The sequence below is a fragment of the Pseudoxanthomonas suwonensis J47 genome, assembly GCF_000513955.1.
In the GTDB taxonomy this organism is placed as follows: Bacteria; Pseudomonadota; Gammaproteobacteria; order Xanthomonadales; family Xanthomonadaceae; genus Pseudoxanthomonas; species Pseudoxanthomonas suwonensis_C.
In genome coordinates this window covers 63,456-78,398 of the sequence record NZ_AZUZ01000015.1, presented here as the reverse complement: position 1 = coordinate 78,398, position 14,943 = coordinate 63,456, and the positions used below count along the sequence as shown (strand labels likewise).

Here is a 14,943-nt window from a genome sequence, read left to right as displayed (position 1 = left end):
TCATCGCCCGTGCGTGCGCGTGATCTCTATGGCGGCCATCGGGATGCCCACCAGCCCGTGGCGCATGGTTTCATCGATGGCGCGGAACTCGAGCGCATCGTGCAACCAGTGTTGCTGCGTATGATCCTCCTGGCTACCGGAAGCCACCGCAGCGTCGATCATGTAGCTGCCCGAAGGCAGAATCGGCATACGGAAGCGGAAATTGGCTTCGAGGATATCGCCGGCAGCCATCGATGTATCCGCATCGCGGTAAACCAAGTAGGTGTTGTCGCCGAAAAGCCGCTGTCCCAGGCGGTCTTTTACGTAGAACCCCACTATCGCCGATTCGAGCGGCTGATTGGCCCGCACCTTGATCCTCAGATTGACCAGTTCGCCGCCCGACAGCAGTGGCGCGGCCTTGCCCTCGGCATCGAGCAAGGCGACGTCAACGATCTTCGCGCCGCCCGCGCCGAACTGGGCGCCGGCCAGTTCCGGATCAAATTCGAACACCGCCAATCGGTTGGAGATCCCGAGATCGTCCCACATCTTCTTGCGCAAATCCGCCTCAGCAGCATCCTGCCGACTGTTGGGGTTCTCGGTAGGCGCGATATCCACACGAATGACGTCACCCGTCGCATCCGCACGCCCACGGGCGTGCTGCTGCGCCATGTAGGCCTCTACCACCGCGCGGGCGCTGCCCTGCATGCGTATCACGCCCTCCTCGAGCCAGACGGCCCGGGAACACAGGTTGGTCACGGCCACCGCGTCATGGCTTACGAAAAGCAAGGTGCCGTGCTTCTGGAAATTGCGCAGAAAGCGCATGCATTTCTGGGAAAAGAACGCGTCGCCCACCGACAGCGCCTCGTCCACGATGAGGATGTCCGCGTCCACGTGCGCGATCACCGCGAACGCGAGGCGCACGGCCATGCCGCTGGAGTAGCTGCGCACGGGCTGATCGATGAACTCGCCGATGTCGGCGAAGTCCAGGATGGCTTGCATCCTGTCTTCGATCTGCGCGCGGGTCAGGCCAAGGATGGCGCCGTTCAGGTAGACGTTCTCGCGGCCAGTGAAGTCCGGGTTGAAGCCGCTTCCCAACTCCAGCAACGCGGCTACCTTGCCATTCACCTGGCACGTGCCGGTAGTCGGCTTGAGGGTTCCGGCAATGATCTGCAAGAGGGTCGACTTGCCCGAACCATTGCGGCCGATGATGCCCACGGTCTCGCCACGGCCAATCTGGAACGAAACATCGCGCAGCGCATGGAACTCGCGATGTTCGGTTTCGCGCCCGATCAGCGCCTGCCACAGGCGGTGAGAGGGCTTTTCATACATCCGATAGCTCTTGCCCACGCCGTCGACCCGGATGATCGGGTCGTCGGTCCTGGGGCCGAGGCGTTCAGAGGACATCGCCGAACCCCCCTCGCATCCTGCGAAAGAGGCCCAACGCCAGTATCGCCAGCACCGTCACGCAAACGGTGTAAAGACCCAGCGCCCCCCAGTCCGGCATCCGCCCCCAGATCACCACTTCGCGCGCCTGGTCGATGATGAGCGTCAGTGGATTGGCGTAGAACACCCAGCGGTAATTTTCGGGGACGCTTTGCACCGGCACGATCGCCGAGGAGAGGAACAGCATCGCCGTCGCCAAGACCCCCACGATCTGGCCGATGTCGCGCAAATAGACCCCGAGCGCCGAGAGGAACCAGCCCACGGCGATGGCGAGGATGACCAGCGGCGCGACTACTATCGGCAGCAACAGGACATGCCAGGACAGGTCACCGTGCCAGAACCACTTCAACGCAACCAGCACCAGCGAGTTCATGCCGAAATGGAACAGCGCCGTCAGCGCCATGCTGCAGGTCAGCAACTCCAAGGGAAACACGACGCGCTTCACGTAGCTGGGATTGGACAGTACCAATTGTGGCGCCCGGATAAGACATTCGGCGAAAAACCCATGGATGATCAAGCCCACGAAAAGAATCAGGGCAAAGTCCGTAGTCGAGCCCGAGGTCCCGGGCCATCGGCTCCTCAATATGTACCCGAAGGCCAGGGTGTAGACCATCAGCATCAAGAACGGGCTGATCAGCGACCAGAACATGCCGATCGTGGCGCCTCTGTATCTGCCCAAGATCTCGCGCTTGGTCAGCTCGACCAGCAACGACCGGTACTGAAAGAATGCAGGCGGGAATGGACTCATCGTGCCCATTATTGCAGCGCGCCTTGCAAATCGTCACGCAGGTCCTCCACCCCCTCGACCCCTACGCTCAGCCGCACCAGCGCGTCCGAGATCCCCAGCCGCGCCCGCCGCTCGGGCGGGACCGACGCATGGGTCATCACCGCGGGGTGGTTGACCAGGCTCTCCACGCCGCCGAGGGACTCGGCCAGGGTGAACAGGCGGGTGCGTTCGCAGAATCGCCGCGCTGCCTCGAACCCGCCCTTGAGCACGACCGAGACGATGCCGCCGTAACCCTGCGGCATCTGGCGCGCGGCGAGCGCGTGCTGCGGGTGCGATTCCAGCCCCGGGTAGATGACCTTCTCCACCGCCGGGTGCGACTGCAACCATTGCGCCAGGGCCAGCGCGTTGTCGCAGTGCGCGCGCATGCGCAGCGGCAGGGTCTTCAGCCCGCGCAGGGCCAGGAAGCTGTCGAACGGCCCCTGCACCGCCCCGACCGAGTTCTGCAGGAAGGCCATCCGCTCGGCCAGTGCCTCGTCGCCGACCACCACCATGCCGCCGACCATGTCCGAGTGCCCGTTGAGGTACTTGGTGGCCGAGTGCAGCACCAAGTGCGCGCCCAGTTCCAGCGGGCGCTGCAGGATCGGCGAGGCGAAGGTGTTGTCCACCGCCACGATCAGGCCGTGGCGCCGCGCGATGGCCGCGACCGCGGCGATGTCCACGATCTTCAGCATCGGGTTGGTGGGCGTTTCGATCCACACCATCTTCGTCTTCGGCGTGATCGCCGCTTCGAATGCGGCCGGGTCGGTCAGGTCGACGAAGCTGAAATCCAGGCCGGCGGTGCGGCGGCGCACGCGCTCGAACAGGCGGAAACTACCGCCGTAGATGTCGTCCATCGCCACCACGTGGCTGCCGGCGTCGAGCAGTTCGATCACCGTCGAGGTCGCGGCCATGCCGGAGGCGAATGCAAAGCCGCGGCTGCCGCCTTCCAGCGCGGCCACGCAGCGCTCATAGGCGAACCGGGTCGGATTGTGGGTGCGCGAATACTCGAAGCCCTGGTGCACGCCGGGGCTGGACTGCGCATAGGTCGAGGTCGCGTAGATCGGCGGCATCACCGCGCCGGTGCTCGGGTCCGGCGACTGGCCGCCGTGGATGGCCAGGGTGGCAAGCGACAGGCTGCGCCCGCCTTCCTGGCTGCGTGAATGCTGGTCCGTCATGGTGCTTTCCGGCTCAAAGGGGGGGGGAATTCTACCGGGCCGGGCTGAACCGGCCGTTCCGGCGTCCGCAATCACTGCACCCGCCGGCGCAGGAAGTTCAGCAGGTCGATCCGGGTGATCAGTCCCAGGAAGCCGTCGCCGTCGGTGATGATCGCCACCTGGCCGCGGTCGAACACCGGCAGCAGCGCCTCGATCGGCGACTTCACGTCCAGCTTCTCCAGCTTGCTGACCATGGCCACCGACACCGGGTCGCGGAAGCGGGCCTCGTCGCCGTACACGTGCAGCAGCACGTCGCTCTCGTCGATGATGCCGACCAGCTGGTCGCCGTCCATCACCGGCAGCTGCGAGACGTCGTACAGCTTCATCCGCTGGTAGGCGGTGGTGAGCAGGTCGGCCGGGCCGACCACGACGGTGTCGCGCTGGCTGTACGGACGCAGGATCAGGTCGCGCAGGTCGCCGTGCTGCGGCCGCTCGAGGAAGCCGTTGTCCAGCATCCAGTAGTCGTTGTACATCTTCGACAGGTACTTGTTGCCGGTGTCCGGCACCAGCACCACGACCTTCTTCGGTTCGGTCTGTTCGCGGCAGTACTTCAGCGCCGCGGCGAGCAGGGTGCCGGTGGACGAACCGCCGAGGATGCCCTCCTTCGCCAGCAGCTCGCGCGCGGTGTGGAAGCTTTCCGCGTCGGAGATCGCGTAGGCCTTCTTCACCCGCGAGAAATCGGAGATCGACGGCAGGAAGTCCTCGCCGATGCCCTCCACCAGCCAGCTGCCGGACTTGTCGCTGAGCACGCCCTCGTTGATGTACTGGGCGAGGATCGAGCCGACCGGGTCGGCCAGCACCAGTTCCACGTCCGGCGCCTTCGCGGCGAAGCAGCGCGACAGGCCGGTCATGGTGCCGGAGCTGCCGCAGCCGAACACGATCGCGTCGAAGCCGCCGACCTCGGCCATCTGCTCGATGATCTCCGGGCCGGTGCCGGTCTCGTGCGCCTTCGGGTTGTCCGGGTTGCCGAACTGGTTGATGAAGTACGCGCCCGGGGTGCGGTCGGCGATCGCCTTGGCCAGGTCCTGGTAGTACTCCGGGTGGCCCTTGCCCACGTCCGAACGGGTCAGCACCACCTCGGCGCCCATCGCCTTGAGGTTGAAGATCTTCTCCCGGCTCATCTTGTCCGGGACCACCAGGATCAGGCGGTAGCCCTTCTGCTGGGCGACCAGGGCCAGGCCGATGCCGGTGTTGCCGGCGGTGCCTTCGACCAGGGTGGCGCCGGGTTTGATGTCGCCGCGGGCCTCGGCCGCCTCGATCATCGACAGGCCGATGCGGTCCTTGATCGAGCCGCCGGGATTGGCGTTCTCCAGCTTGAGGTAGAGCTCGCAGACGCCGGTGTCCAGGCGCTGCGCCTTCACCATGGGCGTGCGCCCGATCAGTTCGAGCACGGAATCGTGCGGGGCCATGTCAATCCGGTACTGGGGCCGCACTGCGCGGCGGAACCGGGATTATCGACGGTATTGGCCGGGCCGGGAAACGGCGGTTGCGCCGCGCCGGCGGGGGATTGCGTGGGCGGTGGCGGGCCGACGAGGAAACCCGCCACCGCCCACGGCGTGAACCTTGAAGGTCCAGGAACGACCGGGTCAGTGGGCCCGGTCGTAGATGCGCAGCAGCTTTTCCTTGGCCGCCAGCTTCTCGCGCTTCATCTGCCCGAGCGTGACGTCATCGATCGGCAGGACCCCGAGCTCCGCGTCCGCCACCTTCTTGTCCAGCGTCCGGTGTCGCTGGTAGAGCTGCTTGAACTCGGGGTCGCGCTTCATCAGCGCTTCGATCTCGGCCTGCGGTTGCCCTTCGAACATGTCTGCACCTCCTGGGGGTCAACTGGCGTCCCTGCCGGAAACGGACCGGCCCGCCTGGCCGGCCCCTGAAAAGCAGACGCCCCGGACCTGCGCGGACCGGGGCGTCGCATTGTCGGAGCACGGGAACTGCGCGGCGGCGGCCGTGCCACCGGACATCTCCCGGCGGGCCACCCTCGGCCCGTCGGCGATCTCCAGTGGTACGTACAGCGACTGCATCGGCAGGGTGCTCCGGTCAGCCGGATGGTGGAAAACCACCCGGGTATCCGACCCTACTCCTGCCTTCCGGAGGCGGCAAGCCACCTGCCAAGCCATTGATCCGGCAAGGAAAACCGGTTGTCGGCGGAAGCGGCGGACGGCGCCGCGAAAGCCTCGCGGCACCGTGTAAGCGCCTGATGTAACTGCAGTTTCTACTGCGCAACGACCACTTCGGCGGCCTTTTTCGCGGTCGCGGCAGTGGCCTTGCCGGTGGCGGTGATCTGGGCGGCCGGCACGCCACCGGCGACCAGCGCCGCCTTGATCGCCTCGGCCCGCGCCCTGGCGAGCTTGGCGTCCTTCTCGAAGGCCTCGACCCGGACCTTGCCGCGCTTGCCGATCTGCAGGTACGTGGCCAGCGCGCCGGCCGCGGCCTTGCCGTCCTCGGCCAGGGCCGGCTTGCCGGAGGCGAAGCTCGCCGCCGGCAGCACGAACACCTCGCCGCGCGACTCGAAGCTCGACGGCGGCAGCTTGGCCCCGCTCACCAGCTCGGCCTCCTGGCGCGCCAGCGCCGCTTCCTTGCGCCGCGCCGCGCTCAGCTGCGCGGTCTGCTTGCCAGCCACGCTGGTGAGCGCCTGCTCGGCTTCGGTGCGGGCGGCTGCCTCGGCCTCGGCGGCCAGGCGCAGGCGCTCGGCCTCCTCGGCCTGGATCTGCGACTGGATGCGCAGGCGCTCGGCTTCCTGGCGGGCGCGCTCGGCGTCGCGCCGGCTGGCCTGCAGCAGGAGTTCGGTGCGCTGCAGGTCCAGCGCGCCCAGCTCGCGGCGGGCGGCCTCGGTGATCGCCGCGCTCTCGGCGATCTCGACCCGGCGCTCGGCGATGTACAGCGCGCCGGGGCGGTCGTTGCGGCGGGCCTGGGCCAGGGCGTCGATCGCCTGGCGGGCCTCCATCTGTTCGAACGCGGCCAGGCGCCCGATCAGCGGGTCGTTGCGCAGGGCGGACAGGCGCGCCTGCAGGCGCACCACGTCCGGGTCGTCCGCGGCCAGGGCCAGGGACGGGAAGGCGATGGCCGCCAGCAGGCAGGCCGGGAGGAACTTCGAACGCAGGCTCATGGGGTGCCCTCCGCCGGCAGGCCCAGCGACTGGCGCAGCTCGGCCACCTCGGCGCGGCGCTGCTGCAGCGCCGCCTCGGCCTGGGCGCGTTCGCTGCGGGCGCGGGCCAGGTCGGCGTCCACCGCCACCCGGCGGGCCAGCTCCTCGGCCTCGCGGCGCTCGCTGCGGCTGCGCGACATGGCCCCGGCCTGGGCCTGGACCAGCCCGGCGCGGGCGGCGTCCATCAGCTCGGGGGCCCACTGGTCGGCATCGGCCTGCTGGGCCTGCAGCACGGCCTCCTCGGCCCGCTGCACGTCCGGGGAGGCGACCTGGGCATGGGCTGTGACCGCCAACCCGGTTGCGACGAACAGCGCGTACAGGCGCCGGCGGAAGTGTGCGAAGCTAGGCTCGTTCATCGGGGAAGGTCGTGTCCTTAAGCGGCGCGGCCATTGTCTGAAGCCCGCGCCGCGCATGCAACGCCGGCCCGGGGCCACGTAAATCGAGCAGTTGGGGATCGTTGCGTAATGGATATCGGCTACTTCCTGAAGCTGATGACCGAGAAGAATGCCTCGGACATGTTCCTGACCACCGGGGCACCGGTGTACATCAAGATCGAAGGCAAGCTGTATCCACTGGGCAATACCGGCCTGCCCCCAGGCATGGTCAAGAAGATCGCCTACTCGCTGATGGACGAGGGCCAGGTGCCCCAGTTCGAGCGCGACCTGGAACTGAACATGGCCATCGCGGTGGCCGACGCCGGCCGCTTCCGCGTCAACGTGTTCAAGCAGCGCGGCGAGGTCGGCATGGTGATCCGCGCGATCCGCAGCGTGATCCCCTCGATCGAGGAGCTGAACCTGCCGGAAGTGCTGAAGGACATCATCAGCACGCCGCGCGGCCTGGTCCTGATCGTCGGCTCCACCGGCTCGGGCAAGTCGACCTCGCTGGCGTCGATGATCGACTACCGCAACAGCAACATGACCGGGCACATCCTCACCATCGAGGACCCGATCGAGTACCTGCACAAGCACAAGAAGTCGATCGTCAACCAGCGCGAGGTCGGCCTGGACACCCACGCCTTCCACAACGCGCTGAAGAACGCGATGCGAGAGGCGCCGGACGTGATCCTGATCGGCGAGATCCTCGACGCCGAGACCATGGAGGCGGCGATCGCCTTCGCCGAGACCGGCCACCTGTGCCTGGCGACGCTGCACTCCAACAACGCCGACCAGACCATCGAGCGCATCCTCAACTTCTTCCCCGAGAGCGCGCACAAGAACGTGCTGATGAACCTGGCGCTGAACCTGCGCGCGGTGGTGTCGCTGCGCCTGGTCAAGGGCGTCGACGGCCGCCGCCTGCCGGCGACCGAGGTGCTGCTCAACACGCCGATGATCCGCGACCTGCTGCGCCGCGGCCAGGTGCACGAGATCAAGCAGGCGATGGAAAGCTCGCTGGAGGAAGGCATGCAGAGCTTCGACCAGTGCCTGTTCCGGCTGGTCAAGCAGGGCAAGATCGAGCAGGAGGAGGCGCTGCGCGCGGCCGACTCGCGCGATGGCCTGGCGCTGAAGTTCCGCCTGTCCGAAGGCGCCGACGGCGAGCACGATCCCTACGCCGACCTCAGCGGCGGCGGCGGCTCGGCCACCATCAGCCACGGCTTCGGCTGACCGGCGGCGCCCCTCGCGGGCGCCGCTTCGTCTGATCGCTCAAGACTGGCGCGGCGCGTCCGGCTGCGCTTCGGGCGCGGCCGCGCGGAACGCCGGCAGTTCCATGCAGGCGCGCTCGATCCGCGCCAGGGTCGGCCAGCGCGCCAGGTCGATGCCGAAGCGGCGCGCGTTGTACAGCTGCGGCACCAGGCAGCAGTCGGCCAGGCCAGGCAGGTCGCCGTGACAGAAGCCGCCGGTGGACGGGTCGTCGGCGACCAGCGCCTCGAACGCGTCCAGCCCGTCGACGATCCAGTGCCGCACCCAGTCCTCGCGCTCGGCCTGCGGCACGTTCCACTGGTGCTCGAAGAACTGCAGCACGCGCAGGTTGTTGAGCGGGTGGATGTCGCAGGCCACCAGCAGCGCCAGCGCGCGTAACCGTGCGCGTTCGCGCGCGGTGTCCGGCAGCAGCGGCTCGGCGTCGGGCCAGGTCTCGTCGATGTATTCGAGGATCGCCAGCGACTGGCGCACGGCGCGGCGGCCGTGCATCAGCAGCGGCACCAGCTGCTGCGGGTTGAGCGCGGCGTAGGCGGGCGAATGCTGCTGGCCGCCGCCCTCGAGCAGGTGCACCGGCTGGATCTCGTACGGCAGGCCCTTGAGGCCCAGGCCGATGCGCACGCGGTAAGCGGCGCTGGAGCGCCAGTACGAGTACAGCCGCAGGGTTTCCTCGTTCGTCGCCATCGCCTCCCCTCCCGATGCGTGCCGGCGCGACGCACGATAGCGCGCGCCACAGCCGTCGTGGCGGCCGCCCATCGCGGGCGCCGCGCCGCCTGCCGGCTCAGCCCTGGCCGGGCAGCGGCTGGCGCTCGATCTTCTGCTCGATCGCGCCGAACAGGCTGCGGCCCTCGCGGTCCAGCATCTCGATCCGCACGCGGTCGCCGAACTTGAGGAACGGGGTGCTCGGCTTGCCGTCGCGCAGCGCCTCGACGGTGCGCTTCTCGGCGAAGCAGGAGGCGCCGCGGGACACGTCCTGGTTGGCGATGGTGCCGGAGCCGACGATGGTGCCGGCCGCCAGCGGGCGGGTCTTCGCCGCATGCGCGACCAGCTGGGCGAAATCGAACTGCATGTCCTCGCCGGCTTCCGGCGCGCCGAACCATTCGCCGTTGATGTGGGTCAGCAGCGGCAGGTGCAGCTTGTTGCCGCGCCAGGCCTCGCCCAGCTCGTCGGGCGTCACGAACACCGGCGACAGCGCCGAACGCGGCTTGGACTGCAGGAAGCCGAAGCCCTTGGCCAGTTCGGCCGGGATGAGGTTGCGCAGCGAGACGTCGTTGACCAGGCCGACCAGCTGGATGTGCGCGGCGGCCTGTTCCGGAGTCGCCGCCATCGGCACGTCGTCGGTGATCACCACGATCTCCGCTTCCAGGTCGATGCCGTAGTCCTCGCTGACCACGCGCACCGGGTCGCGCGGGCCGAGGAAGCCGGCGCTGGTGGCCTGGTACATCAGCGGGTCGGTGTAGAAGCTCTCCGGCACCTCGGCGCCGCGGGCGCGGCGCACGCGCTCGACGTGCGGCAGGTAGGCGCTACCGTCGACGAACTCGTAGGCGCGCGGCAGCGGCGCGGCCAGGGCGTCGAACTCCAGTTCGAAGGCGCCTTCGGCCTCGCCGGCTTCCAGCGCGGCGGCCAGGGCGACCAGGCGCGGGGCGGCGCGCTGCCAGTCGTCCAGGGCCTGCTGCAGGGTGGCGGCGATGCCGGTGGCGCGCACGGCGCGGGCCAGGTCGCGCGATACCACCACGAGGGTGCCGTCGCGGCCGCCTTCCTTGAGGGATCCGAGCTTCATCGCCTACTCCTGCTGCTGGGGCCGCGGATTGTAGCGGCTCCGAGGCGATTGTTTCATTCGAAACGCTTTGGTACGGACCTGGACTCCCGGGCAGGGCCTTCCCGGAGGGGTGGCGGGCTAAAGCGGCGGAAAGGTCGCGTAGGGGTCCGCCGTGCCGCAGCGGGCCCTTCCGCCAGCTCGCCGCCCTATCCGCGGGCACTCGATGAGACAGCCGGAAGCCCTCTCCCCTGAACGATCCGGCCAGGCGTACGGGCGGGAACGGCCGGCTTCGCGTAGAATCGGCGGCCTGGTTGCCAGGCGGCCGTCCGTTTCCCTCGGGGAACGGCAGCCCCGGAACTCCCCGGCGCGCCGTCCCACTCCGACGCCATTCGCCAGGCAACCGGGCCGATTCCGGCCATCCACTTCTCGCAGCGCGGTTCACGGGAACGCTCCGAGTCACCGATCGCATGACCGATCAGCCCGCAGGCGCGAGCCTCCGCGGGTTTTGCCATGGAGCTTCCAATGTCGTTTGAAACCCTGGGCCTTGCGCCCTTCCTGCTGCGTGCGCTGGCCGAGCAGGGCTACGAGAACCCCACCCCGATCCAGCAGCAGGCCATCCCGCTGGCACTGCAGGGCCACGACCTGCTGGCCGGCGCGCAGACCGGCACCGGCAAGACCGCCGCGTTCGGCCTGCCGCTGCTGCAGCACCTGGGCACGAAACCGCAGGCGGTCAACGGCCCGCGCCGCCCGCGCGCGCTGGTGCTGGCCCCGACCCGCGAACTGGCCACCCAGGTGCATGACAGCCTGCGCGGCTACAGCAAGTACCTGCGCATCCCCAGCGCGGTGATCTACGGCGGCGTGGGCATGGGCAACCAGCTGGACGCCCTGCGTCGCGGCGTGGACCTGGTCATCGCCTGCCCGGGCCGCCTGATCGACCACATCGAGCGCCGCAGCATCGACCTGTCCGGGATCGAGGTGCTGATCCTGGACGAGGCCGATCGCATGCTCGACATGGGCTTCCTGCCCTCGATCAAGCGCATCCTGGCCAAGCTGCCGAAGCAGAACCGGCAGACCATGCTGTTCTCGGCGACCTTCCCGGAGTCGATCAAGCAGCTGGCCATGGAGTTCATGCGCAGCCCGCGCGAAGTCCAGGTCACTCCGCAGAACACCGTGGCCGAGACCATCGCCCACCGCGTGCATCCGGTCGACGCCGGCCGCAAGCGCGAACTGCTGCTGCACCTGCTGGGCCAGGACACGCGCGTGCAGACCCTGGTGTTCGCCAAGACCAAGCACGGCAGCGACAAGCTGGCCACCCATCTGGAGAAGGCCGGCATCCAGGCCGCCGCGATCCATGGCAACAAGAGCCAGGGCCAGCGCCTGCGCGCGCTCAGCGACTTCAAGTCCGGCAAGGTCAAGGTGCTGGTGGCGACCGATATCGCCGCGCGCGGCATCGACATCGACCAGCTGCCGCGGGTGATCAACTACGATCTGCCGATGGTGGCCGAGGACTACGTGCACCGCATCGGCCGTACCGGCCGCAACGGCGCCACCGGCGAGGCCCTGTCGCTGGTGTCGCAGGACGATGCCAAGCTGCTGCGCCAGATCGTGCGCCTGCTCGGCCGCGACATGGAGATCCGCGACCTGCCGGGCTTCGAGCCGCAGGTGCCAATCCGCTGGGGCAACAGCGCCCCGGGCAAGGCCGAGGTGCCGGGCGGGCAGCGTCCGCCGCGTCGCCACGCGCGCCGTCCGCACGGCGATGCGCCGCGCCACGCGCACGCCGGTCCGAAGAAGTCCGCAGGCGGCCAGCCGCAGCGCGAAGGCGGCAAGGCCGCGGCCAACCCGGGCCGTCGCCAGCAGCCGCACGGCCGCGGCCCGCGCCGCAGCCACACCAGCAATCACGCCCCGGCGTGATTGCCGGGTTCCACTCCGCGTAACAGAATCCACGCATGGACATCTTCAAGGTCTTCACCCTCGAAGCCGCGCACCGCCTGCCGAACGTGCCTGAAGGGCACAAGTGCGCGCGCCTGCACGGGCATTCGTTCCGGGTGGAAATCCATGTTTCCGGCGAGGCCGATCCGCACACCGGCTGGGTGATGGACTTCGCCGAGATCAAGTCCGCGTTCAAGCCACTGTACGAGCAGCTGGACCACCACTACCTCAACGAGATCGAGGGCCTGGAAAACCCGACCAGCGAACGGCTGGCGGCGTGGATCTGGGCCCGGCTCAAGCCGGCGCTGCCGCTGCTGAGCGAGGTCGTGGTCCACGAGACCTGCACTTCCGGCTGCCGCTACCGGGGCTGAGGCCCCGGCCCGCGGGGCCCTTCACGCGCAAATCCCGCCCTCCGGGCCGCCCAGGCGGCCCCGGGGGCGTGGCCGTGCGCAACCAAGTCCTTGAATCCAAAGGATCCTGAACGAAGGGAAAAATATCTGCCGGATCTTGTTGCATTGCAACAAAGACCGCTGTATGCTGCACCGCATCATCAGGCAATCCGTAACGGAGACCGCCATGTCGTACCAGTTCAATGACCAGTTCAGCGCCTATACCCACCAGCTCGCCGCTGTGGCCACGCGTGTGAACCGCCTGGCGCTGGAAAACGCCGAGACCGTCTTCGGCGTGCAGCTGCGGACCTTCGAGAAGAACATCGACGCCACCACCAGCTACCTCGGTGAGCTGGCCGAAGCCCGCGACCTGGAGGCCTACAAGAGCCTGTTCCCGAAGGGCCTGCAGGTTGCCCGCGACAACGCCGAGCGCGTCGCCGCCGCCGGCCAGGAAGTGTTCGGCCTGACCCTCAAGACCAGCGAGGCCCTCGGCCAGCTGGCCAAGAGCCAGTTCGAGGCCGCCACCGAGCAGGCCCAGGCCACCGTGGCCAAGGCTGCGAAGGCCGCCAAGCGCTGATCGCGCCACCGCGCGCCTGGCGCGCGGGCGACAACTGAATTTGCGCGGATCCCCTCCCCCGCGCAAACCCGGACCCGGCAGATCCCTCCCTCTGCCGGGTCTTTTTATGCGCGCGCGCCCAGCGCGAGGCGCGATGCCAGCGCCGCCGGCTGCGGGTCCGGCGAATACGGCAGGTGGCCCACGCACGGCGCCGGCAGCCGCTGCGCCAGCAGCGCCAGGTTCTCCTCGCGGCAGGCCATGTCCGGGTCGACCTCGCTGGCGATCCAGCCCACCAGTTCGCAGCCGTCGGCGGCGATCGCCGCGGCGGTCAGCCGCGCATGGTTGAGGCAGCCCAGGCGCAGGCCCACCACCAGCACCACCGGCGCCTGCAGCGCGCGCACCAGATCCGCCTGGTCGAGGTCGCCGGCCAGCGGCGCGGCCCAGCCGCCCACGCCCTCCACCACCACCACATCGGCCTGCGCACGCAGGCGGGCGAAAGCCTCCAGCAGCGGCGGCAACGCCACCTCGATCCCGGCCGCGCGGGCGGCGAGTTCCGGCGCCAGCGGTTCGGGCAGCGCGTACGGGTTGAGGTCGGCGTAGTCCGGGCGCGGATCGCTGGCCGCCTGCAGGGCCAGCGCGTCGGCATTGCGCCAGGTGCCCTCGACCCGTTCGCAGCCGCTGGCCACCGGCTTCATCCCCACCGCGCGCCGGCCGCCGGCGCGCAGCGCGTGCAGCAGGCTGCAGCTGGCCAGGGTCTTGCCGGCGCCGGTGTCGGTGCCGGTGACGTAGCAGCGGTCGGGGATGGCGAGGTCCATGGCGGCCGGGAACGGGAAAGGCCCCGCATCATACGGGCGCGCCGCGCCCCGCCTGCGGGCCCGGCGCCCGAAGCGGTACCATGCGGCCATGTCCTTCGACGCCATCCCCCTCGCCGGCGACAAGCCGGCCCAGTACGAGCAGCTGCTCGCCCAGGCACGCGGCCTCCTCCATGGCGAACGCGACCGCGTCGCCAACGCGGCCAACCTGTCGGCGCTGGTCTACCACGCCCTGCCCTCGCTGAACTGGGTGGGCTTCTACTTCTACGACGGCACCGAGCTGGTGGTCGGCCCGTTCCAGGGCCTGCCGGCCTGCGTGCGCATCCCGCTGGACAAGGGCGTGTGCGGCGCGGCCGCGTCGACCCGCCAGACCCAGCGCGTGGCGGACGTGCACGCCTTCCCCGGGCACATCGCCTGCGACCCGGCCTCGCGCTCGGAACTGGTGGTGCCGCTGGTCCACGACGGCGAACTGGTCGGCGTGTTCGACCTGGACAGCCCGGAACCGGACCGCTTCGACGCCGACGACCAGCGCGGCCTGGAAGCGATCGCCGCGGCCTTCGTCGAGTCGCTGCAATGAGCACGGCGCAGCTGCGCAACATCGGCCCCAAGAGCGCGGCGTGGCTGCGCCAGGTGGGCCTGCGCAGCGCCGAGGACCTGGCCGCCGCCGGGGCGGTGCAGGCCTTCCTCAAGGTCCGCCGCGCCGGCTTCAAGCCCAGCCTCAACCTGCTCTACGCCCTCGAGGGCGCCCTCACCGGCTGCCACTGGCACGACGTGCCCGAGGACCGGCGCCAGCAGCTGCTGGCCGAGCTGGAACAGCTCACCGCGGCGCTGCCGCCGGCGCGTGGGCGCCCGGTCGGCGGGCCGGTGACCACCGCCTTCTACGACAGCAATGGCGAAGTCCGCGCCGAGGGCGACGACGCGGTGGCCGACGGCCCCGCGGACGAAGGCGACGACCTCCCGGCCTGAGCGGCCGGTCGCAGATCGGCGGCCCCGGTGCCCGGGGCGATGACCTACAATCCCCGCACGCAAGGTGACCTTGCCGGCAGCCGCCGGCCGGGTTGAAACGGGAAGCCGGTGCGTCCGCAAGGACAAGGCCGGCGCTGCCCCCGCAACGGTAAGCGAACGCAACGCCGCGACATCCGCCACTGTGCCCAGGCACGGGAAGGCGTCGCGGTTGGAGCCCGGCACCACGCCGCGTTCCCGGTCGCGAGCCCGGAGACCGGCCTTGCGGACCCAGGTTGCGATGCGGAGGGCGTCGCGGCGTGCCGGCGCCGCCGTGCGCCTGTCCGCTTCCATGCGTCCTCCCGCGCGACTCCCACT

At 69.4% G+C, this 14,943-nt stretch carries 16 protein-coding genes and 1 riboswitch; of the genes, 6 read left to right on the top strand and 10 right to left on the bottom strand.

Features of this window, described 5'->3' with window-relative positions; genetic code table 11:
- The 7 genes from M503_RS0106205 to M503_RS0106170 form a co-directional block, all read right to left on the bottom strand.
- Window positions 1-1,383 carry an ABC transporter ATP-binding protein gene (locus M503_RS0106205; protein WP_028919448.1) on the bottom strand — a complete coding sequence of 461 codons (1,383 nt, stop codon included), beginning with the start codon at window positions 1,381-1,383 and terminating at the stop codon, window positions 1-3.
- On the bottom strand, window positions 1,373-2,170 hold the full coding sequence (locus tag M503_RS0106200; protein WP_155951974.1) for an ABC transporter permease: 798 nt from the start codon (window positions 2,168-2,170) through the stop codon (window positions 1,373-1,375). The genes M503_RS0106205 and M503_RS0106200 overlap by 11 nt, the downstream gene beginning before the upstream one ends.
- Before the next feature lie 8 nt (window positions 2,171-2,178).
- Entirely contained in the window at window positions 2,179-3,363 is a 1,185-nt protein-coding gene (locus M503_RS0106195) for a cystathionine gamma-synthase (protein WP_028919446.1), read from the bottom strand.
- 71 nt (window positions 3,364-3,434) lie between these two features.
- Window positions 3,435-4,811 carry a pyridoxal-phosphate dependent enzyme gene (locus M503_RS0106190; protein ID WP_028919445.1) on the bottom strand — a complete coding sequence of 459 codons (1,377 nt, stop codon included), beginning with the start codon at window positions 4,809-4,811 and terminating at the stop codon, window positions 3,435-3,437.
- Window positions 4,812-4,988: 177 nt separating this feature from the next.
- Complete coding sequence (locus M503_RS0106185; RefSeq protein ID WP_024868659.1) at window positions 4,989-5,204, bottom strand: YdcH family protein; 216 nt, start codon at window positions 5,202-5,204, stop codon at window positions 4,989-4,991.
- Between the two features lie 407 nt (window positions 5,205-5,611).
- Window positions 5,612-6,505 (bottom strand): OmpA family protein, encoded by an 894-nt coding sequence (locus M503_RS0106175; protein WP_028919443.1) that lies wholly within the window; start codon window positions 6,503-6,505, stop codon window positions 5,612-5,614.
- Window positions 6,502-6,900, bottom strand: coding sequence for a DUF4398 domain-containing protein (locus tag M503_RS0106170; protein WP_024868662.1), 399 nt, complete (start codon window positions 6,898-6,900; stop codon window positions 6,502-6,504). Before M503_RS0106170 ends, M503_RS0106175 begins: the two co-directional genes overlap by 4 nt.
- 108 nt (window positions 6,901-7,008) lie before the next feature.
- Here M503_RS0106170 and M503_RS0106165 point away from each other — a divergent pair, with 108 nt between their 5' ends.
- Window positions 7,009-8,145 (top strand): PilT/PilU family type 4a pilus ATPase, encoded by a 1,137-nt coding sequence (locus tag M503_RS0106165; RefSeq protein WP_024868663.1) that lies wholly within the window; start codon window positions 7,009-7,011, stop codon window positions 8,143-8,145.
- A gap of 39 nt (window positions 8,146-8,184) precedes the next feature.
- On the opposite strand, the gene maiA is transcribed toward M503_RS0106165, so the two are convergent.
- Window positions 8,185-8,862 (bottom strand): maleylacetoacetate isomerase, encoded by a 678-nt coding sequence (gene maiA, locus M503_RS0106160; protein ID WP_037060660.1) that lies wholly within the window; start codon window positions 8,860-8,862, stop codon window positions 8,185-8,187.
- 97 nt (window positions 8,863-8,959) lie between these two features.
- Complete coding sequence (locus M503_RS0106155) at window positions 8,960-9,958, bottom strand: fumarylacetoacetate hydrolase family protein (RefSeq protein ID WP_028919441.1); 999 nt, start codon at window positions 9,956-9,958, stop codon at window positions 8,960-8,962.
- A 501-nt stretch (window positions 9,959-10,459) separates the two neighbouring features.
- Here M503_RS0106155 and M503_RS0106150 point away from each other — a divergent pair.
- From M503_RS0106150 to M503_RS0106140, 3 genes are all read left to right on the top strand, one after another.
- Window positions 10,460-11,848, top strand: a complete 1,389-nt coding sequence (locus M503_RS0106150; RefSeq protein WP_028919440.1) for a DEAD/DEAH box helicase — start codon at window positions 10,460-10,462, stop codon at window positions 11,846-11,848.
- 35 nt (window positions 11,849-11,883) lie between these two features.
- A complete protein-coding gene (gene queD, locus M503_RS0106145; RefSeq protein WP_028919439.1) occupies window positions 11,884-12,237 on the top strand; it encodes a 6-carboxytetrahydropterin synthase QueD in 354 nt (117 codons plus the stop codon).
- 205 nt (window positions 12,238-12,442) lie between these two features.
- Window positions 12,443-12,832: a phasin family protein gene (locus M503_RS0106140; protein ID WP_028919438.1), complete on the top strand. Its 390-nt coding sequence runs from the start codon at window positions 12,443-12,445 to the stop codon at window positions 12,830-12,832.
- A gap of 104 nt (window positions 12,833-12,936) precedes the next feature.
- Here the strand turns inward: M503_RS0106140 and bioD are convergent, their stop codons facing one another.
- On the bottom strand, window positions 12,937-13,626 hold the full coding sequence (gene bioD / locus M503_RS0106135) for a dethiobiotin synthase (RefSeq protein ID WP_028919437.1): 690 nt from the start codon (window positions 13,624-13,626) through the stop codon (window positions 12,937-12,939).
- 88 nt (window positions 13,627-13,714) lie between these two features.
- On the opposite strand from bioD, the gene M503_RS0106130 reads away from it, so the two are divergent.
- Both M503_RS0106130 and M503_RS0106125 read left to right on the top strand, forming a co-directional pair.
- Complete coding sequence (locus M503_RS0106130) at window positions 13,715-14,200, top strand: GAF domain-containing protein (protein WP_028919436.1); 486 nt, start codon at window positions 13,715-13,717, stop codon at window positions 14,198-14,200.
- Complete coding sequence (locus M503_RS0106125; RefSeq protein ID WP_028919435.1) at window positions 14,197-14,589, top strand: TfoX/Sxy family protein; 393 nt, start codon at window positions 14,197-14,199, stop codon at window positions 14,587-14,589. The genes M503_RS0106130 and M503_RS0106125 overlap by 4 nt, the downstream gene beginning before the upstream one ends.
- Window positions 14,590-14,634: 45 nt before the next feature.
- Window positions 14,635-14,865, top strand: a riboswitch (cobalamin riboswitch).
- Window positions 14,866-14,943: the final 78 nt, after the last annotated feature.

Coding starts and splice junctions, on each gene's coding strand:
- M503_RS0106205 (WP_028919448.1), bottom strand. CDS start 1,383: ATGTCCTCTGAACGCCTCGGCCCCAGGACCGACGACCCGATCATCCGG.
- M503_RS0106200 (WP_155951974.1), bottom strand. CDS start 2,170: ATGAGTCCATTCCCGCCTGCATTCTTTCAGTACCGGTCGTTGCTGGTC.
- M503_RS0106195 (WP_028919446.1), bottom strand. CDS start 3,363: ATGACGGACCAGCATTCACGCAGCCAGGAAGGCGGGCGCAGCCTGTCG.
- M503_RS0106190 (WP_028919445.1), bottom strand. CDS start 4,811: ATGGCCCCGCACGATTCCGTGCTCGAACTGATCGGGCGCACGCCCATG.
- M503_RS0106185 (WP_024868659.1), bottom strand. CDS start 5,204: ATGTTCGAAGGGCAACCGCAGGCCGAGATCGAAGCGCTGATGAAGCGC.
- M503_RS0106175 (WP_028919443.1), bottom strand. CDS start 6,505: ATGAGCCTGCGTTCGAAGTTCCTCCCGGCCTGCCTGCTGGCGGCCATC.
- M503_RS0106170 (WP_024868662.1), bottom strand. CDS start 6,900: ATGAACGAGCCTAGCTTCGCACACTTCCGCCGGCGCCTGTACGCGCTG.
- M503_RS0106165 (WP_024868663.1), top strand. CDS start 7,009: ATGGATATCGGCTACTTCCTGAAGCTGATGACCGAGAAGAATGCCTCG.
- maiA (WP_037060660.1), bottom strand. CDS start 8,862: ATGGCGACGAACGAGGAAACCCTGCGGCTGTACTCGTACTGGCGCTCC.
- M503_RS0106155 (WP_028919441.1), bottom strand. CDS start 9,958: ATGAAGCTCGGATCCCTCAAGGAAGGCGGCCGCGACGGCACCCTCGTG.
- M503_RS0106150 (WP_028919440.1), top strand. CDS start 10,460: ATGTCGTTTGAAACCCTGGGCCTTGCGCCCTTCCTGCTGCGTGCGCTG.
- queD (WP_028919439.1), top strand. CDS start 11,884: ATGGACATCTTCAAGGTCTTCACCCTCGAAGCCGCGCACCGCCTGCCG.
- M503_RS0106140 (WP_028919438.1), top strand. CDS start 12,443: ATGTCGTACCAGTTCAATGACCAGTTCAGCGCCTATACCCACCAGCTC.
- bioD (WP_028919437.1), bottom strand. CDS start 13,626: ATGGACCTCGCCATCCCCGACCGCTGCTACGTCACCGGCACCGACACC.
- M503_RS0106130 (WP_028919436.1), top strand. CDS start 13,715: ATGTCCTTCGACGCCATCCCCCTCGCCGGCGACAAGCCGGCCCAGTAC.
- M503_RS0106125 (WP_028919435.1), top strand. CDS start 14,197: ATGAGCACGGCGCAGCTGCGCAACATCGGCCCCAAGAGCGCGGCGTGG.